Origin of the sequence: Telmatobacter bradus, from assembly GCF_048629425.1 — a bacterium.
GTDB classification, from domain to species: domain Bacteria; phylum Acidobacteriota; class Terriglobia; order Terriglobales; family Acidobacteriaceae; genus Telmatobacter; species Telmatobacter bradus.
Genome location: NZ_CP184532.1, coordinates 3,412,276 through 3,435,491, shown reverse-complemented (window position 1 = coordinate 3,435,491; position 23,216 = coordinate 3,412,276). Strand labels below are relative to the sequence as shown.

25 protein-coding genes are annotated in these 23,216 nt (G+C 60.7%); 14 read left to right on the top strand and 11 right to left on the bottom strand.

What is annotated here, in order from left to right; genetic code table 11:
• Positions 1-46 precede the first annotated feature (46 nt).
• From ACOBR2_RS14095 to purB, 7 genes are all read left to right on the top strand, one after another.
• Positions 47-955 carry a carbon-nitrogen hydrolase gene (locus ACOBR2_RS14095; RefSeq protein ID WP_420236752.1) on the top strand — a complete coding sequence of 303 codons (909 nt, stop codon included), beginning with the start codon at positions 47-49 and terminating at the stop codon, positions 953-955.
• 1 nt (position 956) lies between these two features.
• Positions 957-2,036 (top strand): agmatine deiminase family protein, encoded by a 1,080-nt coding sequence (locus tag ACOBR2_RS14090; protein ID WP_420236751.1) that lies wholly within the window; start codon positions 957-959, stop codon positions 2,034-2,036.
• Between the two features lie 35 nt (positions 2,037-2,071).
• Entirely contained in the window at positions 2,072-2,350 is a 279-nt protein-coding gene (locus ACOBR2_RS14085) for a hypothetical protein (RefSeq protein ID WP_420236750.1), read from the top strand.
• A 20-nt stretch (positions 2,351-2,370) separates the two neighbouring features.
• The gene (locus tag ACOBR2_RS14080; protein ID WP_420236749.1) at positions 2,371-2,847 is read left to right on the top strand and encodes a hypothetical protein; all 477 of its coding nucleotides are present in this window, start codon (positions 2,371-2,373) and stop codon (positions 2,845-2,847) included.
• Positions 2,844-3,299, top strand: coding sequence for a tRNA adenosine(34) deaminase TadA (gene tadA / locus ACOBR2_RS14075; RefSeq protein WP_420236748.1), 456 nt, complete (start codon positions 2,844-2,846; stop codon positions 3,297-3,299). The genes ACOBR2_RS14080 and tadA overlap by 4 nt, the downstream gene beginning before the upstream one ends.
• A 256-nt stretch (positions 3,300-3,555) precedes the next feature.
• Positions 3,556-3,813, top strand: coding sequence for a glutaredoxin family protein (locus ACOBR2_RS14070; RefSeq protein ID WP_420236747.1), 258 nt, complete (start codon positions 3,556-3,558; stop codon positions 3,811-3,813).
• A 155-nt stretch (positions 3,814-3,968) separates the two neighbouring features.
• Entirely contained in the window at positions 3,969-5,276 is a 1,308-nt protein-coding gene (purB, locus tag ACOBR2_RS14065; protein WP_420236746.1) for an adenylosuccinate lyase, read from the top strand.
• 91 nt (positions 5,277-5,367) lie between these two features.
• On the opposite strand, the gene ACOBR2_RS14060 is transcribed toward purB, so the two are convergent.
• The 5 genes from ACOBR2_RS14060 to ACOBR2_RS14040 all read right to left on the bottom strand — a co-directional run bounded on the left by ACOBR2_RS14060 (position 5,368) and on the right by ACOBR2_RS14040 (position 10,712).
• On the bottom strand, positions 5,368-7,593 hold the full coding sequence (locus ACOBR2_RS14060) for a penicillin-binding protein (protein WP_420236745.1): 2,226 nt from the start codon (positions 7,591-7,593) through the stop codon (positions 5,368-5,370).
• A 93-nt stretch (positions 7,594-7,686) separates the two neighbouring features.
• Positions 7,687-8,196 carry a cell division protein FtsL gene (locus ACOBR2_RS14055; RefSeq protein ID WP_420236744.1) on the bottom strand — a complete coding sequence of 170 codons (510 nt, stop codon included), beginning with the start codon at positions 8,194-8,196 and terminating at the stop codon, positions 7,687-7,689.
• A gap of 111 nt (positions 8,197-8,307) precedes the next feature.
• A complete protein-coding gene (gene rsmH, locus ACOBR2_RS14050; protein WP_420236743.1) occupies positions 8,308-9,252 on the bottom strand; it encodes a 16S rRNA (cytosine(1402)-N(4))-methyltransferase RsmH in 945 nt (314 codons plus the stop codon).
• Positions 9,253-9,272: 20 nt separating this feature from the next.
• Positions 9,273-9,725 (bottom strand): division/cell wall cluster transcriptional repressor MraZ, encoded by a 453-nt coding sequence (locus tag ACOBR2_RS14045; protein ID WP_420236742.1) that lies wholly within the window; start codon positions 9,723-9,725, stop codon positions 9,273-9,275.
• Positions 9,726-10,220: 495 nt separating this feature from the next.
• Positions 10,221-10,712 carry a DUF2127 domain-containing protein gene (locus ACOBR2_RS14040; RefSeq protein WP_420236741.1) on the bottom strand — a complete coding sequence of 164 codons (492 nt, stop codon included), beginning with the start codon at positions 10,710-10,712 and terminating at the stop codon, positions 10,221-10,223.
• Between the two features lie 216 nt (positions 10,713-10,928).
• Between ACOBR2_RS14040 and ACOBR2_RS14035 the strand changes: the two genes are divergently transcribed.
• The 6 genes from ACOBR2_RS14035 to ACOBR2_RS14010 all read left to right on the top strand — a co-directional run bounded on the left by ACOBR2_RS14035 (position 10,929) and on the right by ACOBR2_RS14010 (position 15,662).
• Entirely contained in the window at positions 10,929-11,372 is a 444-nt protein-coding gene (locus ACOBR2_RS14035; RefSeq protein WP_420236740.1) for a MarR family winged helix-turn-helix transcriptional regulator, read from the top strand.
• On the top strand, positions 11,369-12,649 hold the full coding sequence (locus tag ACOBR2_RS14030; RefSeq protein WP_420236739.1) for an MFS transporter: 1,281 nt from the start codon (positions 11,369-11,371) through the stop codon (positions 12,647-12,649). The genes ACOBR2_RS14035 and ACOBR2_RS14030 overlap by 4 nt, the downstream gene beginning before the upstream one ends.
• A complete protein-coding gene (locus ACOBR2_RS14025) occupies positions 12,646-12,954 on the top strand; it encodes a hypothetical protein (protein WP_420236738.1) in 309 nt (102 codons plus the stop codon). The genes ACOBR2_RS14030 and ACOBR2_RS14025 overlap by 4 nt, the downstream gene beginning before the upstream one ends.
• Before the next feature lie 41 nt (positions 12,955-12,995).
• The gene (locus tag ACOBR2_RS14020) at positions 12,996-13,553 is read left to right on the top strand and encodes an isochorismatase family protein (RefSeq protein ID WP_420236737.1); all 558 of its coding nucleotides are present in this window, start codon (positions 12,996-12,998) and stop codon (positions 13,551-13,553) included.
• A gap of 151 nt (positions 13,554-13,704) precedes the next feature.
• Entirely contained in the window at positions 13,705-14,034 is a 330-nt protein-coding gene (locus ACOBR2_RS14015; protein WP_420236736.1) for a PadR family transcriptional regulator, read from the top strand.
• Between the two features lie 41 nt (positions 14,035-14,075).
• Positions 14,076-15,662, top strand: a complete 1,587-nt coding sequence (locus tag ACOBR2_RS14010) for an ABC transporter permease (protein WP_420236735.1) — start codon at positions 14,076-14,078, stop codon at positions 15,660-15,662.
• Positions 15,663-15,675: 13 nt separating this feature from the next.
• Here ACOBR2_RS14010 and ACOBR2_RS14005 read toward each other — a convergent pair whose 3' ends face one another.
• Together ACOBR2_RS14005 and ACOBR2_RS14000 are read right to left on the bottom strand one after the other, a co-directional pair.
• On the bottom strand, positions 15,676-16,182 hold the full coding sequence (locus ACOBR2_RS14005) for an IS630 family transposase (protein WP_420239962.1): 507 nt from the start codon (positions 16,180-16,182) through the stop codon (positions 15,676-15,678).
• Positions 16,182-16,703 carry an IS630 family transposase gene (locus tag ACOBR2_RS14000; protein ID WP_420236105.1) on the bottom strand — a complete coding sequence of 174 codons (522 nt, stop codon included), beginning with the start codon at positions 16,701-16,703 and terminating at the stop codon, positions 16,182-16,184. Before ACOBR2_RS14000 ends, ACOBR2_RS14005 begins: the two co-directional genes overlap by 1 nt.
• Before the next feature lie 56 nt (positions 16,704-16,759).
• Here ACOBR2_RS14000 and ACOBR2_RS13995 point away from each other — a divergent pair, with 56 nt between their 5' ends.
• Complete coding sequence (locus tag ACOBR2_RS13995; RefSeq protein ID WP_420236734.1) at positions 16,760-17,836, top strand: FtsX-like permease family protein; 1,077 nt, start codon at positions 16,760-16,762, stop codon at positions 17,834-17,836.
• Between the two features lie 4 nt (positions 17,837-17,840).
• Here the strand turns inward: ACOBR2_RS13995 and ACOBR2_RS13990 are convergent, their stop codons facing one another.
• The 4 genes from ACOBR2_RS13990 to ACOBR2_RS13975 all read right to left on the bottom strand — a co-directional run bounded on the left by ACOBR2_RS13990 (position 17,841) and on the right by ACOBR2_RS13975 (position 23,140).
• Complete coding sequence (locus ACOBR2_RS13990; protein ID WP_420236733.1) at positions 17,841-19,304, bottom strand: amidohydrolase family protein; 1,464 nt, start codon at positions 19,302-19,304, stop codon at positions 17,841-17,843.
• Between the two features lie 214 nt (positions 19,305-19,518).
• On the bottom strand, positions 19,519-20,409 hold the full coding sequence (locus ACOBR2_RS13985; RefSeq protein ID WP_420236732.1) for a polyprenyl synthetase family protein: 891 nt from the start codon (positions 20,407-20,409) through the stop codon (positions 19,519-19,521).
• Between the two features lie 9 nt (positions 20,410-20,418).
• Positions 20,419-22,266 (bottom strand): 6-pyruvoyl-tetrahydropterin synthase-related protein, encoded by a 1,848-nt coding sequence (locus ACOBR2_RS13980; protein ID WP_420236731.1) that lies wholly within the window; start codon positions 22,264-22,266, stop codon positions 20,419-20,421.
• A 91-nt stretch (positions 22,267-22,357) separates the two neighbouring features.
• Positions 22,358-23,140, bottom strand: a complete 783-nt coding sequence (locus ACOBR2_RS13975; protein WP_420236730.1) for a nitroreductase family protein — start codon at positions 23,138-23,140, stop codon at positions 22,358-22,360.
• Between the last annotated feature and the right edge of the window lie 76 nt (positions 23,141-23,216).

The following is a 23,216-nucleotide window of genomic DNA, read 5'->3' as shown; positions in this document are numbered from 1 at the left end:
GGTGGTATTCGCCGCCAAGAGCAAATGCGAGGTTGAGAGAAAGAGTATGCGGAAGTTCACAGTCGGTTTGATCCAGATGCGCATGAGCCCTGATCCGGAGGCCAATCTTCAGGCGGCCATCGGTCACATTCGCACGGCCGCCGGACGCGGTGCACAGGTCATCTGCCTGCCGGAGCTCTTCCGCGCACAGTACTTCTGCCAGCGGGAAGACACGGCGCTCTTTGATCTGGCTGAGCCGATCCCCGGTCCCTCGACCGCCACTCTGGGGCCGCTGGCCCGCGAGTTGGGCGTGACGATTGTGGCTTCGCTCTTTGAGCGCCGCGCCGCCGGGCTCTATCACAACACCGCCGTTACGTTGAATGAGCAGGGTGAGATTGCCAGCGTCTATCGCAAGATGCACATTCCCGACGACCCGCTCTTCTACGAAAAGTACTATTTTGCCCCGGGCGACCTGGGCTTCAAGGCTGTAGACACGCCCAAGGCGCGCATTGGCACGCTGGTCTGCTGGGATCAGTGGTACCCGGAAGGCGCACGGCTGACGGCGCTGCGCGGAGCTGAGATTCTCTTCTATCCCACCGCCATTGGCTGGCATCCGGCTGAAAAGGCTGAGTTTGGCGAGGCGCAGTACGACGCCTGGCAGACGGTTCAGCGCGGCCATGCCATTGCCAATGGTGTTTTTGTGGCAGGCGTGAACCGCGTGGGCCATGAGCAGGGTGACATTCTGGGCAATCGTGCCGAGGGCGCGGGCCTGGAGTTCTGGGGCGGCAGCTTCCTGGCCGATTCCTTTGGACGCATTCTGGCCAAGGCCTCGCACACCGAGGAAGAGATTCTGGTGGTTGAGGTCGATCTGGGCTTGATCGAAGAGACCCGCCGCAACTGGCACTTCCTGCGCGATCGCCGCATCGACGCTTTTGGCGACCTGACCAAGCGCTACATAGACGGAGAGCAGAAGTAAGATGGCGAACCAGACACCGCGCGCACTGGGCTACCGCATGCCCGCTGAATGGGATCGCCACGAAGCCACCTGGCTGGCATGGCCGCACAATCCGGAAGACTGGCCGGGCAAGTTCCAGCCGATTCCCTGGGTTTATGCCGAGATCGTCCGCATGCTCGCGGCGCACGAAGTCGTGCACATCGTGGTGCAGCACCCGAGCGAAGAGAGCCGGGCGCATTCGATCCTGAAGCGCAATGGCGTCAAGCGCGAAAATGTGCGCTTTCATCAGTGGCCGACGAATCGCATCTGGACCCGCGATTCTGGCCCCATCTTCGTGCGTAACACGGAAGGCAAAGTCGGCCTGAACAACTGGCGCTTCAATGCCTGGGCCAAGTACGAGGACTGGCAGCTCGACGACCAGCTGCCGGGCCGCGTGGCCGATCTGTTGCAGCTTCCTTCGTGGCAGCCGACCGTCGAAGTGAATGGCGAAACCCGCCGCGTGGTGCTGGAAGGTGGTTCCATCGACACGAATGGCGCGGGCGTTCTGCTCACCACTGAAGAGTGCCTGCTCAGCGAAGTGCAGCAGCGCAATCCCGGCGTGAGCCGCGCGCAGATGGAGCAGATTTTCAGCGACTACCTCGGCATCGATCAGGTGCTGTGGATGAATTGCGGCGTGGCTGGCGATGACACGCATGGCCACGTGGACGATATCACGCGCTTTGTGGCCGAAGACGTGATTGTGACCGCCGTCGAGCCCGATACGACCGACGCCAATCACGAGCCGCTGGCGGAGAATCTGGCCCGTCTGAAGGTCGCGCGCACGCTTTCTGGCAAGCAGTACACGGTGGTGGAGCTGCCGTTGCCGCGGCCCGTGCTCTTCCGTGGCCAGCGTTTGCCGGCCAGCTATGCGAACTTCTACATTGCCAACGGTGTGGTGCTGGTTCCCACCTTCAATGACAAGAACGATCGCATTGCGCTGAACACGCTGGCCGAGGTCTTTCCCGGCCGCGACGTGGTGGGTGTGCACGCCGTCGATCTGGTGTGGGGCCTGGGCACGCTGCACTGCATGACCCAGCAGCAGCCGGCGGAGTTGAGTATGTGATTTCGGGGTAGAATGTTGGCATTGAAGGAGGGGCGATGGTATTGACAGTCAAGGAAGCAATCGAGGCTGCGCGACTGCATTTTTCTGAGCTATATCAACATGAAATCGATCCTCTTGCGAGAGAACAGATTCGTCTGGAGGAGATCAAGCGAATCCCGACGAAGCGCATGGGAGGCGACAATTGGGCCATTACCTTCAGCTATCCTGTCACCTCAATGTCGTCCAGTCCATTCGGATTCAACCGAATAGCTAAAGTTGTGATTGTAGATGGAGCAGACGGGAAGTTTGTATCTCTTAAGCAGCGTGCGGCATGAAGCTAAAGGAGCATCCACAGGTGCGGCCCTATCTGGGCCGTTCTGTTGTTCTTGATACGAATTTGCTCCTGTTGCATCTTCGCTGTACGTTTGATTTTTCCTTGCTCACATCCTTCAAGCGTCTGGGGATGTTTGACTCCTGCGACTATCTTCTCCTTGCGGAACTCCTGAAGGTTTTTCCTTCATGGTTTACGACTCCGCATGTCCTTACAGAGGTTTCCAATCTGGCGAATTCACTTCCTGACTGGAGAAAGACCGCGTGGTCAGAGTTCTTTTCGCAGCGAGTTCAAGTGATTCCTGAGCTATACGAAGAGTCTGCCAAAATAGCTTCAGATTCGCCAGCAATCCGCTTTGGACTTACAGATGCCGCGCTATCCAGTGTGGCGAATCAGTATCTGGTGATGACCGTGGATTGGCCGCTGACCGGATTTCTGGAGTCGCGCAGTTTGCCTGTCTTGAATATGGTTCATCTGAAGGGGATTGAGTTTGCATTATGACCGATCCTGAACTCATGCGCGAAGCTCTCGCCGAAGCCCAGTTAGCCGCCGCAGCTGGCGAAGTGCCGATTGGCGCGGTTCTCGTCCGCGCGGGGGAGATCGTGGCGCGGGGGCAGAACCGTACCCTGCGCGACGTGGACCCGACGGCGCACGCCGAGATGGTGGCTCTGCGGGCGGCTGCGGCTGCGGTGGGCAATTACCGGCTGACCGGCTGCACGCTCTATGTGACGCTGGAGCCCTGCGCTATGTGCGCCGGGGCCATGATTCATGCGCGGCTGGACCGTGTGGTGATTGCCGCCGCCGATCCCAAAACCGGCGCTTGCGGCTCGGTGCTGGAGGTGCTCAATCATCCCCGGCTCAATCACAAAATGATCGTCGATCAGGGTGTGCTGGAAGAGGACGCGGCAGAGATGCTGCGCAATTTCTTCCGTGAGCGCCGCAAGCCGAGCTAAGTCTTTGACCGCATATAGTTGCATCTTGTGTTTGTGCTTTTCCAGGTCCCAGAATTGGGACCTGGGGCACCCAGCGTGGGAACTTTGCGAATCGGCAAATTCGTCTGTTTGTGCCGCGCGGAGTAAGGGGATAACATTTTCGGAATTGCTGTAGACCGAAAGCAGGATGCTAAGTGCCTTTTTCCTCAAGAAAAAGGCACCTTGCAAGCCCCTTAAAAAGTCTGCGTGTATTCCGAAAATGCTCTAAAATGGGCCCATGAAGGTCCTGATGTATGCCACCAACTGGTGCCGCGACTGCCGCATGACCAAGGAATTCCTTGACCAGCACAACATTGCCTATACGGTGATTGATGTGGACAATGATCCGGCGGCCAGCGATGCGGTGATCGAGCACGTGGGCAAGCGGGCCGTGCCACAGCTGGTGATCGATGGCGAGTGGTTCCAGCCCTACAAGCCGGGCCGGGGCCTGCTCTACGACGAACTGCACCAGAAGCTGGGGATTCCCCAGGCGTAACTGCTCTGGACCGCCCGGCGCGGACTGAAACAAGTACAATCGAAGAGTTGGCCTTTTGCTGCATGGCTGGCCTGTGCCCCTTGTGCGGTACGGCTGGCGTCCCAACCTCCGGCGGCAGTGAGCGCTGCACGCCCCACCCCCCAAGGAGTTTTGCTTTGATCGATCGCTACACGCGCGCGGCCATGGGTCGCATCTGGACCGAAGAGAACAAGTACCGCCGCTGGCTCGAAGTGGAGTCGGCTGCAAGCACCGTGCTGGCGGAGTTCGGCATCATTCCCACATCCGCCGCTGAGGCTATTGCCACCAAGGCCAGCTTTTCAGTGGAGCGCATTCAGGCCATTGAGGCCGAGGTGAAGCATGACGTAATCGCCTTCACCACCGCCGTGGCTGAGACGCTCAAGGCGCAGGGGTTGGACGCCGAGTCGCGTTGGCTGCACTACGGCCTGACCTCAAACGACATTGTGGATACGGCGCAGGCGCTGCAGGTCAAGGAGTCTTCGGAACAGATTCGCATCGGTCTGGTCAAATTTCTGGAAGTGCTCAAGAAGCGTGCCATTGAGTTCCAGCACACGCCCACCATCGGTCGTACCCACGGCATTCACGCCGAGCCCACCACCTTTGGCCTGAAGCTGCTGAACTGGTACGACGAGATGAAGCGCAATCTGGTTCGTTTTGACGCGGCTGCTGAAGAGATGCGCATCGGCAAGCTCTCGGGCGCGGTGGGCACCTTTGGCCACCTGAAGCCGGAGCACGAAGAAAAGATCTGCGAGCGCCTGGGTCTGAAGCCCGCGCCCATAGCCACGCAGGTCATTCAGCGCGACAACCATGCCAATTACATCTCCGTGCTGGCCATCATCGGCAGCACTATGGACAAGATTGCCGTGGAAGTGCGCCACTTGCAGCGTACCGAGGTGCGTGAGGCGCAGGAGTACTTCAGTGAAAAGCAGAAGGGCTCGTCCGCCATGCCGCACAAGAAGAATCCGATCACCAGCGAGCAGATCAGCGGTCTGGCCCGCGTGCTGCGCTCGAATGCTCAGGCGGCATTTGAGAACGTGGCTCTGTGGCATGAGCGCGACATTTCGCACTCGTCGGTGGAGCGCGTGATCTTCCCTGATTCGACCACTCTGACCGACTATCTGCTGGCCAAAACCACCGACCTGATCGATCGTCTGCTGGTCTACCCCGAGCGGATGAAGAAGAACCTGGAATCGACCGGCGGACTGATTTTTTCTGGACAATTACTGCTCGATCTGGCCGAGGCCGGCATGATGCGCGAGGATGCTTATCGCCTTGTGCAGGGCCACGCCATGCGCTCGTGGAAGGAAGATCTGGTCTTCCGCGACGAAGTGGCCAAGGACGCTTCGATTACGGCTCTGCTGACGCCTGAAAAGCTGAAAAAAACCTTCGACTACACGCGCCAGCTTGGCAATGTGGATGCGATTTTTGCAAGGGTTTTGGGCTAGTAGGAGCGGCAGTCAGCTTAAGCTGTTCTGAATTTGAATAAGGAAAAGGGGTACGGCTTTTGCCGTACCCCTTTTCCTTGTATTTTTTGCTCTACCGTCCGCAGCGCACAATAACGCGGGTTCCTGCGGCGACCATGGTGCCGGGTGCGGGCATTTGCTGGCGGCAGTTGCCCGAGCCGACAATCTGCACATTGATGCCCGACGAAGCGGCCAGTTCAATCACCTTGCGAACGGGCAGGCCGGTCAATGAAGGCACACTCAGCTTTTTCCCATCCTGAATGGTGATGGTTTTGGTGGCGATGCCGGGCTGCGGCGTCTGCTTGACTGGCAGCGTAACGGTTTGCGGTGCGCTCTGTTTGCCTGTGCTCTTCTGCGGTTGGGCAGGTGCGGGCGCGGGCGTGCTTTGTGGCGCGCCATTGCGCAGCGGATCGTCGCTGGGCAGCGTGTTGGCGGCGTCGTAGAGGGCGTTCAGGTCGGCTCCGCCGGAGTCTTCGTCCTCATGCACGGCGGGCAGGCTGGCCGGATTGCGCACGGCATGCAGCGGCGTGTCGTGTGGCACGCCAAGATATTCGAGCACGCGCTGCGCCACCTCGGCAAAGACCGGAGCGCTGATCTCGGCACCGTAGTAGCCCTTTTTCGGATTGTCCATGATGACGGCCACGGCGATCACCGGATTGTTGACCGGCGCAAAGCCAGCGAACGAGGCCACGTGCATGCTCTTCGAATAGGTGTGGGTCTTGGGATCGATCTTCTGCGCGGTTCCGGTTTTGCCGCCGGAGCTGTAGCCGTTCAGCTGGGCCTGTTTGCCGGTGCCGTACAGCACCACGCCCTCCAGCATCTTGCGCATTTCGGCCGCCGTCAGGCTGGTGATGACGCGATGCGCATCGGCAGGCAGAGGATTGGGCAAGTCTTCGCCGGGCTTGAACTGGCTTCCTTGTGTGGCCGTGGTGTTCTGGTTGGGCAGCAGGATGTGGGGCGGCATATAAACGCCGCCATTGGCGATGGTGGAGACCATGGTGGCCAGCTGGATGGGTGTGACTGCGATCTCCTGCCCCATGGCGATGGAGGCGATCGACGAAGCGCTCCAGCGATTGAGCGGGCGCAGCAGGCCGCGGGTTTCGTCGGGCAGTTCGATGCCCGAGCGCGAACCGAAACCGAAGGCGCGAATGTACTGATTGAAGCGGTCGTTGCCCAGGCCGAGGGCCAGCTTGATGGCACCCACGTTGCTGGAGTGTTCCAGCGCCTCGGTCACCGTGATGCGACCAAAGTGGTCGCCCTTGTCGTCGTGGATGGTGCGGCCAGCAACATTGATGACGCTGCCCTGGCAGTCGACGATGTCTTCCGGCGTAACTACATGCTGATCGAGCGCGGCCGAGTAGGTGACCAGCTTGAAGGTCGAGCCGGGTTCGTAGACGTCGCTGACGGCATGGTCCCGCAAGAGGGCTGGCGAGGTGTGGCGCAACTGGTTCGGGTTGTACGTGGGACGGATGGCGAGGGCCAGAATCTGGCCGGTATGTACGTCCTGCACGACGATGGTGCCGTTGTCTGCGTCGGTGCGCTCCATGGCGTGTTCCAGCGCCTGCTCGGCCTGAAACTGAATGTTCTCGTCGAGGGTGAGCACCATGCTGCGGCCGGGATGCGGATCGTATTCCTGGCTGCCGAGGATGTGGCGGCGGGCGTCGAAGGCGGCGTTCATAGTGCCGGGCGTGCCGTGCAGGTCGCTGTCGAACTTCTGCTCCAGTCCGCCCAGTCCGTTATCGTCCACGCCCACGTAGCCAAGCACCTGCGCGGCCAGTTCCTTGTCGGGATAGAAGCGCTGAAACTCCCTCTGGAAGAAGATTCCCTTGAGGTTCAGCTTTTTGATGGCGTCGCTGATTTCCGGGCGTACGCGGCGGGCAATCCAGGCAAAGTTATGGCCGTTCTGCAGGCGGCTGAGGATCTGTCCTTCGCTGCTTTGCTGGTCATCCGGGTCGGTGTGGACGAGGGCGGCCAGCTGATGGGCAAGTGCTTGTTTGTTGTCCACCTGGCTGGGGTCGGCGTAGATGGAGTCCACCTGTACCGTCATGGCCAGCTCATGCAGATTGCGGTCGTAGAGCACACCACGGCGCGGAGCCAGCTCAATGATGCGCTGCTGCTGGTGCTGGGCGCGGCTGAGAAAGTCCTTGTGGCGCACCACCTGCAGCCAGAACAGACGTGTGCTGATGGTAGCGGCCCAGAGGAAGAAGAAAAGACAGATCAGCCAGAAGCGCGCCCGCTTGAGCGGAATCACGCGTTGGGCTTGAAAGCGGAGACGGGGCGTTTTAGGCGCGGCTGGCATGGTGTTTCTAGTCCGATAAAAAGAGGGCTGAGAATAGAGCAAGCCCGGCCTTGCGGGGCCGGGCAGGAAAAAGCGTTGTGCTGGGCACTGGGCTTACTGCCCGGTGGGCGGAGCGGCAGGCTGCGGCGCGGTCATCTGCGCCACCACGGGTGCGCCCACATCGTAGCGGCCCTGATCGTGAATTACCTGGCCGGGCAGCGGAGCGCGCAAGCCGTATTTCTGCGCCATGGCGTCAATGTAGCGTGGTTCGGTCAGCTCGGCCTGGGTCAGGCGCAGCTTGCGGTTGTCTTCGCGCAACTGCTCTACGCGCTGCTTGTCCTGCTCCACGCGGTAGCTGCTTTCGATGGCGTAAAAGTGCTGCAGCCCATAGACCATCACCAGCGAGAAGAGCACCGTCATGGCTGCGCCAAAGATGCGCATCTCCCGCAGGCGGGTCGGATCAGGAGCCTTGACCAACCGGGAGTTGTCGAAGCCTTTATTCAGAAAGTGCTCGGGGGTGCGGATGCGCCGACGACGCAGCGGCTGCTGCGCCATCAACTCGGCGTTGTGCTCGGCAATGCGAGCGCTCCAGTTGCGTCCGTTGCTGTGGGAAGTGGTCGCCATGGGGATACTCCTGTAAGGCAGAGAACAAGAAATAGGGAATAAGAACTGCATGGTCCCCTGTTCTCTGTCTGGCTTCCTTTCTGGTTCCGCTCGTTGCTGGGCCCTGGTTGATCAGCGATGGAAACTGGGCATCTTTGGTTGTGGGCCCGGATCCTTGGCTGTGGTGCGTTCGGCGGCGCGCAGCTTGGCGCTGCGTGCGCGCGGATTGCGATAGGTTTCTTCTTCTTCAGCCACCGCTGGTTTTTTCGTCAGCAGTTGCCAAACGCCACGTTGTGCGCCGTCTCGAAGACTGTCTTTTACGATTCGGTCTTCGAGCGAGTGAAAGCTGATGACGGCGATTCGCCCCGCAGGCTTCAACAGATCAGGTGCGGCCTCCAACAAGGCTCGAATCTCGTCTAGTTCTCGGTTCACGTAGATACGGAGAGCCTGAAAGGTTCTGGTAGCGGGATGAATCGGAGAGTTTGTTGTGTGGACGACCGATGCGACCACACGGGCAAGCTGCCCAGTGGTAGTAATCGGTCGTCCGCGCACAACTGCTCTGGCGACTGTCCGCGACCTCCTTTCCTCACCGTACTCGTAAATAAGATCGGCAAGCTCACGCTCGTCCATCTCATTCACCACTTGTTCGGCCGTTGGCCCGGAGCGCGTGTCCATGCGCATGTCCAGGGGCCCGTCGGCCTGAAAACTGAAACCTCTGCGTGCCTCGTCCAGTTGCAGACTGCTGACGCCAAAGTCGGCCAGAATGCCGTCCATTGAGGCGGACGAAATGTGGCTGGCAATGGAGCTGAAGGCCTCGGGAATCAACGTCAGTTCCGGAGCTTCGGCACCCATCTCGGCCGCTGCCTGCTTCAGGCGTTCGCTGGCCAGGGCAAAAGCCTCGGGATCGCGGTCAAAACCAATCAGCCGACCCTTCGGACCAAGCCTGCGCAGAATGCCTTCGGCGTGGCCGCCCATTCCCAGCGTGCAGTCCACATACGTACCATCGGGGCGCACGTGGAGAAAATCGATCGCTTGTTGAAAAAGAACCGGCACATGGCGGTCTCTTGTATGCGTCATGTGCTCCCCCCTGAGGGGCTCTAGGCCACCGGGCCGGGTTGCAGAATGCTGGCTACCCGCTGACGATGTTCGCTGGTCAGTTTGCGCGCCTGCAGCCTGTTCTCAAAGGTGGCGCGATGCACCACTTCGAGATATTGCATCTTACCCAGTACTACGACTTCCTCGTCGAGCTGGGCACTGCTGCGCAGGATCTGTGGCAACAGCACCCGCGCCTGCGAATCAATCTCTACCTGCTGACCGTAATAACTGGTCTGGTCCAGGTAGCACTGTATGGACTCGTCCATGCTGTAAGGGGCCAGCTTGTTTTCGCGCTCTTCCCAATCAGGCAGGGGCCAGATCTGGGCTGACTCGCCATCCTCGCTGGTGATGAAGAACTGGGTGACGGATCTGGCTTCCAACATCTGCTTGAACGCAGACGGAAGCTTCAACCGCCCCTTGTCATCCACCTTCGCCGGATGGTTGCCGCGAAACATGTCATTGGCCTCTTTTGCCCTGCCCGAATTACCGCAACTGCGGAAAGCCGGGTCAGCATGACCACTTGTCCCGCCGGTAGGCCAACTAAAACTCAGCGCGTACGGCTACCGGAAAGATACATTCAGGGGAGGAAACCGGAGTGAGGTGGGTCTGGAATCCCTCTCGGAAGCCCCAAAACTCCACTCAGCTCCAAAAATTTCCACCAACAGGTTTGATACTACCTCCGTTCCCATTTCACGCCAAGGGGAAAAAGTGGAAATGTCCCTAAATTTGCGCTCAAAATCGGGAAATTTATCAATTAATTGAGGTTAGAGAAATCAAAGTACGAGAGCGTATTTACTGAAAAGGTTCTACATGTGGACAGATGGAAGTCTTTATGTTTGGGGAACAAAAGGCGAATTGTGTCCCAGTTATCCACAGCACACAGGGTGTCCAGCACAAGACAACTCGGCGTGTTTTCGTGTAAAATTATGCGAATCAATTGCTTGAAGATTTTAGATCTGCGCCCGCCGCCGCCTGCTTACCAATTGCAATAGATAGAAAAATACCAACACATTGGCCGCCAACAGGCCCACTCGCACAAGCGTGAGCTTGTGGACTGCCTCTATCAGTTCAAAAGGCAGGAACGAGGCGGTAATGAGCAGGGTAAGAACCTCGCCCCAGGCCTTTTCCAGATACAACCCAATGCCCTCGGCCAGACTCAGGGCCCCGTAGCAGAAGGCCGCTATGCCGATGCGGCGCAGCAGGGGGTCGTTGAGCAGCTCCGCCTTGTCGAGCAGGAAGTCGATCAGGTGGGATTCGGAGTTGAAATGCATATGATCGGCCAATGCGGCTAGCTCATCGCCGGCGTCTTTGCCGATCAGGTGCCGTGCTCCTAGCCCGATGGCCACAAAGAGCAATGTCTGCAGGAACTTGTAGCCTGAAATCAGAACCAGCCAGCGATTGTGGTGGGGGACTGTACGGGGCGAGTTGGCGGCTTTTTGCATGAGGGATGGAATGGATGGTGGTCGAGCAGCAGGCCGGAAGCCTGCATGCCTTTACAGTATCTAGCTTACGTTAATTGATCGTTGCAGGTTCCCCGGCAGAGGGAATACAAAGTCGAATCTGGTCAACGAAGCTTCCGCTGGAGTGTCCGAAGAAAATAACAGGAAAACTTGGAAGGTAATCTTGCAAGTTTTCCTTTCTTCTTCTATAACCAGAGCATGGAAACGAAGATGGAGCCGTTCGACGTAGCCGAACTGGTGCAGACGATGGGAGTGTTGATCCGGCGCATGCGTACCGAGGCGCATACCGACGGGCTCTCGATGAGCGAATCGATGGTGCTGGGCCGGTTGAGTCGGGAGGGCGCTGCGACCACCGCTGAGCTGGCTCGGGCCGAGGGCGTCAAGCCGCAGTCGATGGGCGCAACCGTGGCCACACTGGAGGAGCAGGGGTTGGTGGAGCGTACGCCGCACCCCACCGATGGCAGGCAGATGATTGTTCGGCTCACGGAAAATGGTCAGACGATGCGCGAAGCCATGCGCACGGCCAAGCTGGTCTGGCTCAGTCAGGCGATTGGCCAGCTGGAAGAAAGCGATCAGCTGATTCTGCGGGAAGCCACGGGGCTCTTTCGCCGTCTGGTGGAAGAACGCGGGGCGCGCTCGTGAGCTGGTTGCGGCAGGCTCATGCCGTGCGGGCGCTGCGCTCGGCCAACTTCCGCCTGTTCTTTGCCGGGCAGGGCATTTCGGTGATTGGCACATGGATGACGCGGCTGGCCACCAGTTGGCTGGTCTACCGGCTGACGGGCTCGGCACTGATGTTGGGCGTGGTCAGCTTTGCGGGCCAAATTGTTAGCTTTGCGCTGGGGCCGGTGGCGGGCGTGTGGGTGGATCGCTGGGAGCGGCGGCGTCTGCTGGTAATGACGCAGGCTGCGGCATCGTTGCAGGCGTTGCTGCTGGCGGCGTTGGCGCTGGCGCATGTGGCGCGGCTGTGGGAGCTGATTGCTCTGGCCGTGGCGCAGGGCGTAATCAACGCCTTCGATATGCCGGCCCGGCAGGCGTTTCTGGTTGAGATCGTAGTGGAGCGCGAAGACCTGGCCAATGCCATTGCGCTCAATTCACTGCTGGCCAACGGTGGCAGACTGGCTGGTCCGGCGCTGGCCGGAACTGTGATTGCGATGGCGGGCGAGGGCTGGTGTTTTCTGATCGACGGCCTGAGCTACCTGGCCGTGATTACCTCGTTGCTGCTGATGCATGTGCGTCCGATGGAGCGCAAGCCGCAGCAGAAGGAGCTGTGGGGCGAGGTGAGAACCGGCTGGCAATACGTGAGCGCGGTCGGCGGCATTCGCACTATTCTGCTGGTCTTTGCGTTGTTCAGCCTGCTGGGCTATCCCTTCACCGTGCTGCTGCCAGCCATTGCGCGGGAAACCCTGCAGGGCGGAGCGCAGACGCTCGGCTGGCTGTTGGCCGCGGCCGGTGTGGGCACCATGCTTTCCACGCTGCTGCTGGCCTCGCGTCGCACGGCGCTGGGTCTGCCGCGCGCTCTGTTGTGGTCGGCGTGGATGCAGTCGGTGGCGTTGCTGCTGCTGGGTGTTTCGCACACCCTCTGGCTCTCGCTTCTGGCGCTGGCTCTGGTCGGCTACGGATTGATGCAGGGAGCCAGCGCCTGCAACACGATCCTGCAGTCGCTGGTGAGCGAAGAGAAGCGTACGCAGGTGATGAGCTATTACACAATGGCGTTTTTTGGAGGAGCTCCACTGGGCAGCTTGCTGTTGGGCGCGCTGGCTGCGCGGCTGGGTACATCTGCAGCGGTGATGTTATGTGGTGTTGCCAGTGCCGTGGGCGCGTTGTGGTACGGCTTGCAGCGGGGCGAGGTGCAGCGTGCGCTGGAGTCCGCCGTGAGCATGTCCCTTGCAGAGAGAAAAAACAGGGAGAAGGCAGCATGATCTGGACTGAACTGAGCGCATGTTTTGTGGGGGGCTTATTTTTGGCCAACTCTGTGCCGCACACCGTGAAGGGAATCTGCGGCGACCGTTTTCCAACACCTTTTGCCAAGCCGCCCGGCCGTGGACTCTCTTCGCCCACCGTGAACGTGTTGTGGGGGCTGGGAAACCTTGCCGCAGGCTATGAACTGCTGCGGGTGGGCAATCTGGTGGGTGGTTGTGAGCTGCATCGCTGGGTGTTTTTTGTCGCAGTGTTGCTGCTGGCTGTGCCGACGAGCATGCATTTTGCATCGAAGGAAAAAGAATAGCCGCGAAGTACTCGCGCTGACGTTGCGACCAAGGAGAAACGATGCCGCTGACTCAACTGGACGAGAAGGTAGCTTTAGTGATGATCGATCTGCAGAAGGGAATCGTGCAGATCCCCACCGCGCACCCCATCCGCGATGTGCTAGCGAACGCCGCGTTGTTGGCCGCCAGCTTTCGGGCGCGCAATCTTCCGGTGGTGCTGGTGAATGTGGCTGGCCGCTCGGCGGGCCGCAGTGATGTGAGCTGGCTCATGCGGGATCTGCCCGCCGACTGGGCCGAACTGGTGCCGGAACTCGACGTGCAGCCTACCGATCTACGCGTAACGAAGAAGAGCTGGGGTGCATTTCTGACTACCGATCTGGATGCGCAGTTGCGCTTGCTGGGCGTAACACAGATCGTGCTGGCTGGCGTTTCCACCAGCATCGGCGTGGAGTCAACGGCGCGCTCGGCCTATGAGCTGGGCTACAACGTCGTGCTGGCTGCGGATGCGATGACGGATCGCGCTGCAACTTCGCATCAGCACTCGATCGAGAAGATCTTTCCCCGGCTGGGGCAGGTGGAAGCGACGGCGGGCATATTGGCGCATCTGCAGGCGCACTGAGCGGCTTTGTTTCATCAAAAACAACGGAAGAAATGAGCAGCATCGCGCGGGTTGGCAGCCTGCGCGATGCTGCTTATTTTTGGCAGGGGAATTGACAGGGAATGGGGAGTAGGTGCATTCTCTCCCATAGATAAACTATGGGAGAGACGCGATGGGCAAGAGCGAAGTTCCGCCCGGCACGCTGCACATGCTGATTCTGCGCAGTCTGGACAGTGAGGGATCCATGCATGGCTACGGCATTGCGCAATACATCGAGTGTATGTCGCAGTCGGTGCTGAGCGTGGAAGAAGGCTCGCTCTACCCGGCCCTGCAGCGCATGCTCGCCAAGGGCTGGGTGAAGGCCGAGTGGGGGTTGAGCGAGAACAACCGCCGGGCGCGCTATTACAAGCTGACGGCAGCGGGCCGCAAACAACTGACCACCGAAGTCAGCGAGTTCACGCGGGTGATGGAGGCGATTACGCGGGTGATTCAGCCGGCCTGATTTTCTTGTTCCTGGTTTTCTTAGAGCGAAGGAGCCGCAGGATGGAGCGATTGCAGGAGCTGTTGCGCAGGGTGTGGTTTTGGTTCGGCGCGGATCGTTTTAATCGCGAGATGGAAGAGGAGATGCGCTTCCACATGGAGCAGCGTGCCAGCCAACTGCGGGCCGAAGGCGCAAGCGACGAAGAAGCCACGCGGGCGGCGCGCTTGCGCTTTGGCAATACCGCCTTGCTGCGTGATCGTACCCGCGCGGCCTGGGGCTGGAGCGTGCTGGATCGCCTCGGGCAGGACCTGCGTTTTGCCCTGCGCAACATCAGGCGCAATCGCGGGCTGAGCGCTATTGTGATTCTTACTCTGGGCTGCGGCATTGGCGTGAATACGGCAGTCTTCAGCGTGGTGCATGCGCTGTTGGTGAACCCCTATCCGTTTCCTCATGCCGAGCGCATTCTGGCGCTGGATGCAAAGCACGTGAGTGGCACCAATGAGGGCGCTGGTTACCCACAATTCATGGACTGGAAGCGGCAGAACACGGCCTTCAACGCCATGGCTATTTCTCCGGAGGTGCGTCAGCGCACGCTCACGGGCATTGGCCAGCCGCAGGTGGTGATTGGCAGCGGTACCACGCCGGAGTTTCTGCGTGTGCTTGGCATTGAGCCGCAGATGGGCCGCTTTTTTACGGAAGAGGAAGACAGGCTGGGCGCGCCACACGTGCTGGTGCTCAGCGATGCGGCCTGGCGCAAGCGTTTTGCTGCCGATGTGCATGTACTGGGCCGCACGGTGACGCTCGACGGTGTTGCCTACACAATCATCGGCGTGCTGCCGCGCGGCTACTCCTTTCCCGGCGCGATGACGGGCGAGTTTCTGGCACCTTTGTTGGAAACGGAGACGGGCACGCTCGGGCGTAGGCAACATCAATACGGTGTGGTGGCGCGGCTCAAGGAGGGCGTGACGCTGGCCGAAGCGCAGAACCAGATGAGCATGATTGCGCAGCGGCTGGAGGCGCAGTATCCCGAGACCGATAAAGGCTGGCGCGTGCAGGTGCAGACGATGGGCGCGTGGTTGGCGGGCGAAGTCAGCAAGCCGCTTGCGATCTTTGCCGTGGCTGCTTGTTGTGTGTTGTTGCTGGCTTCGGTGAGCGTGGCGGGACTCTTGCTGGCGCGGGCCAGCGATCGCACACAGGAGATGGCTATTCGTGCCTCGTTGGGCGCGGGCCGGGCGCGCCTGCTGCGGCAGATGCTGACGGAAACCGTACTGCTGAGTGTGAGCGGCGGGGCTCTGGGCATAGTGTTGGTGCTGACGCTCATGCGCGTCTTCCGTGTGATTGCACCCTCGGAGCTTGGCTTTGCCGTGAGTCTGCAGTTGAATGGCATGGTGTTGCTGTTTACGGTTGTACTCTCGCTCATGACGGGCCTGCTGACAGGCCTGATTCCGGCGCTGGCCGTGACGGGCGCGAATCCCAATGCGGTGCTGCGTTCAAGCGGTGGCGCGGGGCTGAGTGGCGCGTGGAGCAGCCTACGTGCCCGCAATCGCACCATGAACTGGCTGGTGGCGGGCGAAGTTGCTTTGGCCGTGCTGATGCTGGCTGCGGCTGGCCTGCTGGTCAAGAGTTTTGTCTTATTGATTCCTGCATAAATAGTGCAATGATTCAGCGCAAAGAAATGGACAACTCGGATTGGGCGATGCAGCCGCGCAGTTTTGCCTGCGAGTTCCGAATTCCGTCAATGGAGCCAAGTATGTCTTCCATCAGTTCGTCCACATCCTTTGGGCAGCTGTTGGCCAGTTCCCGCTTGGCCAATGACCAGACGCCTTCGTCTGGATTCAGTTGCGGGGCATAGGACGGAAAGTGCTCGATGCGCAGCCGGGGATGCTTTTCGAGAAATTGCTCGATAGGCTTTCCCTTGTGCGTCGATGAGTTGTCGAGGAGCAGAATGATCGGGCCGCGCAGGAGGCGCGTCAGTTCGCGCAAATACAGACAGACCTCCTCCTGCCCGATGTTGTCGTAAAAAAGAAGATAGTAGAGACCGAGATGATGTCGTCCAGGGCTGACGGAAATTCCCGAGATCACCGAGATCTTGTCGCGCTGTCCTTGGCGATGGCGGTGGATAGGTGTTTCCCCTTGTGGCGCCCAGGTTCTGACCACGTTGGGAATCATCAAGAAGCCCGATTCATCGGCAAAGACGATGTGGGCGCCCAGCCTTGTGGCGTTTTTTTTATACGCGGCCACTCTTTTTGTTTCCAACGCTCGATCTCTTCTTCGTTGCGCTCCAGAGCGCGTCGTTCCGGCTTCTGCGGAGTCCAACCGAGATCGTGCATCAACCGGCCTATGTGATCCGGGTGGTAGCTCACGCCGAACTCGCTCTCGATCAACGCGGCAATGCGTGCGGTGGTCCACAGATTGGTGCGATAACCCTGAGCCATCGGCCCCTTGAGCAACAGCCGAACAAGCTTCTTGCGCTCAGTAGCACCCAACTTCAGGGGGCGTCCAGGAGAAAAACGGACCTGCAAAGCATCGTCTCCGCGCTGCCGTCGAGCATCGCGCCAGCGCATCACTGAACTCGCGTTACATCCTATCTGTCGTCCGACTTCGTTGAGCGAGCAGCCTTCATCCAACAGCGCTAAAGCACGACGGCGACGGTCTTCCAAAAGCTCGGCACTTGCCTTCAGTCTGGGCATAGGGGTACCGTACCTCTGAAAGTATTATTGCATTATTTATGCAGTAGTCAATAGCGGTGCACACCAACACCGGCCTGCAGGCGGAACGCGTGCTGACCTTCAGCATTTCCCTGCCTCGTGCAAAGTATGCAACGGAGGCCAGCCGGGCCGCATTCTTCCGCGATCTTCAGGAGCGCTTGCGCAACGCTCCTGGCGTTGAGGCGGTTGGTGCCGTAGATCGTTTGCCGATGGACGATGGCTTCACGGGCGGAACCTTTGCCGTGGAAGGCCGCGCAGACAAGCTCGATCGCGAAGCCAGCATGGTGGAGTACAGTACGACTACACCGGGCTACTTTGGCACCATGGGGATTCGTGTGCTCGCAGGCCGCGATTTTACCGCGCAGGACGCAGCCGGCAGCATTCCGGTGAGCGTGATTGACGAAACGCTCGCGCGCAAGTTTTTCTCCCATCAAGACCCCATCGGCCATCGCTACAAGGACGATTACGACGGCCAGTGGCGCACGATTGTGGGCGTGGTTGCGGCAGTGCGCAGAAAGCTGCCCACGGAGGAACCGGAGCCGGTGGTTTATAGCCCGTATGCGCAGAAGCAGCAGCGCAATATGTCGATTGCGCTACGTACGCGCGGCGCTGCGGCGGGTATGACGAACACGGTGCGCGCTACCGTAGCCGCCATGGATGCTGATCTGCCGGTGCAGGACGTGCGCACCATGCGTGCCGTGGTCTCGGATGCAATGCTGGTTGAGCGCATGCTGATGCAATTCATGATGGGCTTTGCGGCTTTTGCGCTGCTCATTGTGGGCATTGGCGTCTACGGTGTGGTGGATTACGCGGTGCGGCAGCGGCGGCGCGAAATGGGCATTCGCCTAGCGCTGGGAGCAAGCCGGGCGGCGGTGCAGCGCCAGGCACTCCGGTGCGGCGTGCTGCCTGCGGTGGCGGGGCTGGCTGTGGGTGTGCCGCTGGCGATTGCAGCTTCGTCCTTGTTGCGGGCGCTGTTGTATGGAACCGGTCCGCAGGATGTGCTGTTTTTCGCGCTGGTGGGGGCGGTGTTGCTGGGGCTGGCGCTGCTGGCGGGCTGGCTTCCAGCGCGGCGCGCGGCACGCATGGATGCGATGACGGCGCTGCGCTGCGAATAATGCTTTATTTGCGCTGCCGCAGCAGGGCTTCGCGGTCGATGATGTTGCCGTCAAGCAACAGGGTGTTGATGCGGCGGGCATTCCAGATGTTCTTGGTGGGGTTGGCATCGAGCACGAGCACATCGGCACGGCGGCCGGGGGCAATCACACCCAACTCGTACCAGCCGAACTGTACGGCGTAGTTGGTGGTGGCCGAGGCCAGAGCCTCACGCGGGGTCAGGCCAAGGCGCACCAGCAGCTCTAGCTCAGTGTGTAGCGAGATTCCCGGCATCGTACCGTGTACGGAGGCTCCGCTGGCGGCCAGATAGTGCGGAAATTCAGAGAAGATGGCTTCATTGATCTGCCACAGGCGGGTGGCGTGCTGGTCGGCCTTTTTGCGCAGGTTGTCTTCCATCCAGTGCTGGCTGGGCGCGGGCAAACGGTGTGTCCAGGGCGAGAGCGGATAATCCATTTCGCCGGTTGCGGGATTGGATGGCTCGTTCAGATGCGCGGGGTCGAGTAGTGCCGCGGCCTGTTCCTTCCACAGATTGCGATGCCCGGGAAGATTTACGTAATAAAGGCTGAAGGCAGGCATCAGCACGGCGTGATGGCTGGCCACAAAATGTGCATAGTTGCGCAGGCGCAGATCGGTGGGCGGCACGCGCCCGGCGTAATCGTAGGCGGTGTTGGCGGCCGCGCCCCAGGGGTCTTCAGCCAGTGGGCGCTGTAACTCATCGGGCACATCGCCCAGGTCGTAGCGGTCCATGCGGATGAGCACGTCCACACCGGCGTTGATGCCCACCTCGTAAGGAGTGGCGGCAAATTCACCGTAGGTAATCAGGCCCAACTGATGTGCACGGGCGATGATCCGCTGGGTGTTGGCCGCAGTGATATTCCGCCCGAGAAAGAGCACGCGTGTGCCCATGCGCGCTGTGTCGCTTAACTGGCGGGTTGTTTCTTCCGGACTCAATTCAGAGGGGTGCGTGCCAGCTTGCAGTTTTTCAGCCCACTGCGGCTGGTGGCCAAGCAGCGACCAGTTATCGGTGCTGCCGACGGTGTCGATCAGATACAGATGCGGCGAGGGATTGGCGTTCAGAGAGACGGCGCCGTGCTGCGCGTCGTTGCGCACCACCACGGTGGTCACGCCCATGTAGAGGTTGGCGCTGGCCTGCCGTTGATTGTTCATGCCGGCATAGCCGTCTACCAGACCGGGAAGAATGTACTTTCCGTGGCAGTCGAGGACGCGGGCATCTTTGGGGATCTTGATGGTCGTGGACGGGCCGACCTCGGTGATGTGGCCATCGCGGATGAGGACCGTGGCATTTTCCAGGTCGCGGGCAGATTCGCCCCAGGCCGTAAGGTCAACGACCGTGCCTCCGGTGAGCGCCAGAGTCGGCGTATTGCCGGACGCAGGCTGCGGCTGGGCGGGAACTCCGCTCAGGGCAAGAACCAACGCATTCAGTGCAACAAAGAAAGAAAAAGTACGCATCCGTCAACAGACACCATGGCCTGCATTGGATTTTCGCACAGCAAAGCGAAGAATACATTACAGATGTGGGACAGGAAGAAACGGAAAGACAAATAGGCGGGAAATTTTTCTGGATGGAAGGGGTTCGAATTCCCTGTACGGGTCTGATACAAAAGCGCCCGAATCAAGCAGGTTGATCCGGGCGCTCTTCTTGAACATAGAGGATTGGCTTTGCCTAGTTCTGGCGCTCCACCAGGTAGCGGGCCAGGGCCTTGAGGCCGTCGGCGCGCTCGCCGTAGGGCGCGAGTGCGGCAAAGGCTTCGTCGATCAGACGGGCTGCGTCTTTTTTGCTCTGCTCCAGGCCAAAGACGGCGGGCCAGGTGGCCTTTTCCGTGGCCAGATCCTTGCCGGCGGTCTTGCCCAACTGGGCCGAATCCACCGTGACGTCGAGAATGTCGTCGATGATCTGGAAGGCCAGACCGGCTTTGCTGCCGAAGACGGTCTGGCGTTCAACGTCTTCCGCGCTGGCCCCGCCAAAGACGCCGCCAGCCACCACGGCCACGCGGATCAGCGCACCGGTCTTGGCGCGGTGAATAGCGTCCACCAGTTCGGGGGTGGGTTTTTTGTGCTCGCTTTCAATGTCCAGCACCTGACCGCCGATCATGCCTTCCACGGTGCCAACGGCATTGGCCACCAGAGCGATGATCTGCACGGTTGCGGCGGGCGGGCAGTTGAGCCCGGCCAGAACCTCAAAGGCGCGGGTCTGCAGCGCGTCGCCGGCCAGAATGGCGATGGCTTCGCCAAAGGCCTTGTGGCAGGTGGGCATACCGCGGCGCAGGTCGTCGTTATCGAGGGCGGGCAGATCGTCGTGGATCAGCGAGTAGGTGTGCAGCATCTCGAGCGCCGCACCCAGCTGTTCAACGCCCGCCGGAACTGTGCCGCACAAGGTGGCCGCAGCCTGCTGTGCCAGCACCGGACGCAAGCGCTTGCCACCGGCAAAGGTGGAGTGGCGCATGGCGCCATGAATCGACGTGGGAACGACGTTTACCGAGGGCAGCAGTTCTTCCAGAGCGCGATCCACCAGCTCCGCGCCAGACTTCAAGAGCAACTTTACATCGACGGCCATACAACTATTCTAGACGAGCCGGGGCCTGCTAGGCTTCCATGATTGTTCCAGTAGAGAAAGAGCTGTGAGCAGGAACACACTGACCAGACTGAGGATGCGGCCCAGCCAGACGTCGGGCGTGGCAATCCAGTCGGCGGTAAGCACAAGAGGTCCGGCGGCGACGGGCAGGGCGATCAGGCCGTCGGCCCGCTGAGGCAGCGTGTTTACCGGCTGATTCGTATTTACCGGCTGGTTGTTGACGCGAATCTTCCATGCCGGATAGCGGCGCAGGCGCAGAATCAGGAAGCCGGAGTGCTGGACCGAACCCCGCAGCTCGAAGTGCTCAGCGGCGTGGGCGCTGCGCTTGGGATCAGCCGTGAAGGTCTGCAGGCAGCTGCCCTGCGCGGGTTGCCAGAGCGGCGGCGGAGGGTCGTCGTCGGGTGAGGCGTCGGGCGGGGGCGGTTGCTTCTGGCCGAGCGGGGTTTGTGCGTCGGCCGTGAGGCAGGCATCGGGCAGGCCCGTGGCCAGCAGGTCGTTGTCGGCCCCAAACGGAATGTACTCATCCATGCCGCGATAGCCTGCGCCGGAACTCCAGGCGGCCAGCATGCCGGCGGGAGAGTCTTCCTCCGCGCAGCTCTGGAAGTACCAGCGGTTGGCAGCCAGGGTGAGGCTGGCAAAGGCCAGACAGGCCACGGCCACAACTGCGGCTTGTTTCTTTTTTAGATTCTGCTTCTGGCTGGGCCAGAGGGCGGAGGCCAGTAGCAGGCCGAGGGGGGCTTCTAGCGCGATGAGCCAGCGCCAGGGAAATTGCAGGTAGCGCAGCTTGGGCAGCACCTCCCACGCCAGACGGGAGACCGGCAGTTGCAGCAGCAGGACCGCGAGGGGAATAAGCGCCAGCGGCAGCCAGATGGAGCGCGAGCCGGGAAGTTTTTTGCGCCAGGCGCAGAGTGCCGTGGCCAGCAGCGTGAGCACGATCATGGCCACGGCGGTCCACGAAACCTGCCGCAGAACCACGTCGTGGAAGGCCAGCACGGGATCGGCGTGGTGGCTGAAGAGCCAGTTGTTTTCGAGCATCTGGCCGGGCGTTTCATTCACCTGATTCAGATCGGCCCAGCGCTGTTCGCCTGCGACCGGCACAAGATAGAGTGCAGAAAGCCCCAGCCCCAGCGGCGTGGCCACGGCCGCACGTACGACCGGAGCCCAGGAGCGCACAGACCACGCGGCAACCAGCACTACGGCTGCCAACATGTAGCAAGCCATCACGGCGACGGTGGGGTTCGAGAGCCATGCGCCGCAGATGGAGAGTGCCAGTAGTGCCGCTGAGCCGTCGAGGGCGCGGCGGACGAGGGGAGCGCTCGAAGCCTGCCTGCTCAGGGCAAACTTGAGCACCAGCGCAATCCAGAAGCCACCGGTCAGCTCGGCGAAGGCGGTGCGTTCGTAGGCGGTGAACAGTGCATAGCCGCTGAAGATGGCAATGGCTCCGGCCAGCGTGGCGGGGGCTTCATCAAGCCATTCGCGGGCCATGGTGCGCGCGCCCAATCCGGTTAAGGCCAGCAGCACAAAGGTGAGCGCCACCGGAACCCACTGCCAGTTGAAGACCGCGCCGAGGGCTGCGCCCAGCATCCAGGTAAGCGGCGGATAGAAGACAAAACGCGGCTCGCCCGCGCCGTAGTTGGCCGAGGGAGTCCAGTGCGGATAGGGAATGCCGGAGCGCCAGGCGTGCAGCGCATCCATCCAACTGAGCAGGTGGAAGTCGAAGTCGTGGCCGCAGGAGCAGCCACGTGCAAGCTCGGGAAGCAGGGCCAGCAGCGCGGCTGCCAGCACCAGCGCAATGCCTGCCCATCGGGGAAGCGTCCGGTTTGAATGAGATGAAGTCATGCGGAGTAGGTAAAGTTTGCCGGGCCTGAAGGCCCTAAGGTTGGGGCAGGGGTTGCCATGGGCCTGAAGGTCCATGCTCCCTCCGTCTGTCTTAAATCCACTGGACGCTGAGCGGCTTGCGGGGCGGAATCAGGCGATAGCCATAGGTGCCTTCGCCCAGCATCAGGCCGCCGCAAATAGCGTAGCCTTCGGGAATCTGCAACAGCTTTTGCACCGGTGGGTAGAGTGAGCCGATGCGCGTCAGGTAGCCTGCCCAGCAAACGCCCATGCCGCGGGCTTCGGCTGCCAGTTCCACGTAAGCCAGAGCGGTGGCAGAGTCGACGGGACCCCAGCTATATTCCTTGGGCGCGCAGGCCACCAGAACGGTGGGCGCACCGCGCAGGGCAAAGTCGTAGCCTGCATCCCACTGCGCCAGCAGCGCCGGAGGAAGACCGCCAATTCTTCCGCCCTCAACCACCTGCGCAGCCAGAGCCTGTACCTTGTCGCGGCCGCTCAGAACGATCCAGTGCAGCTTCTGCGAGTTCGATGCGGTGGGTGCGCGGCGGGCTACTTCCAGCAGTGTTTCCATCGTCTCGCGCTGGACTGGCTCTGGTTTGAACTCGCGCACCGAGCGGCGACCCATCAGAAAGCCATCGATGGACTCGGCGGAGGGCCGGTTCTCAGGCACGGGCAAAAAGTCGGCGTCAGGCAGCGCCGCATGGTGCAGTGCACCGCTCATGCAGACGGCCACGCAATGGCCGCATTCAATGCAGCGTGCCGCGGGAATCTCTTCCGGGTAGCCCTGCTCATTGAGCTTGAGCGTGCGTGCGGGACAAACATCCACGCAGGCTCCATCCTGCAAACACTGATCCTGATCCACGGTCAAACGGCTCATATGCGCCCCCCTGGACCAGTGTAAATGCAGGTGCGAAGTGAGAGGCTCTAGGTGCTAGAAGCTAGGGATACCCTGG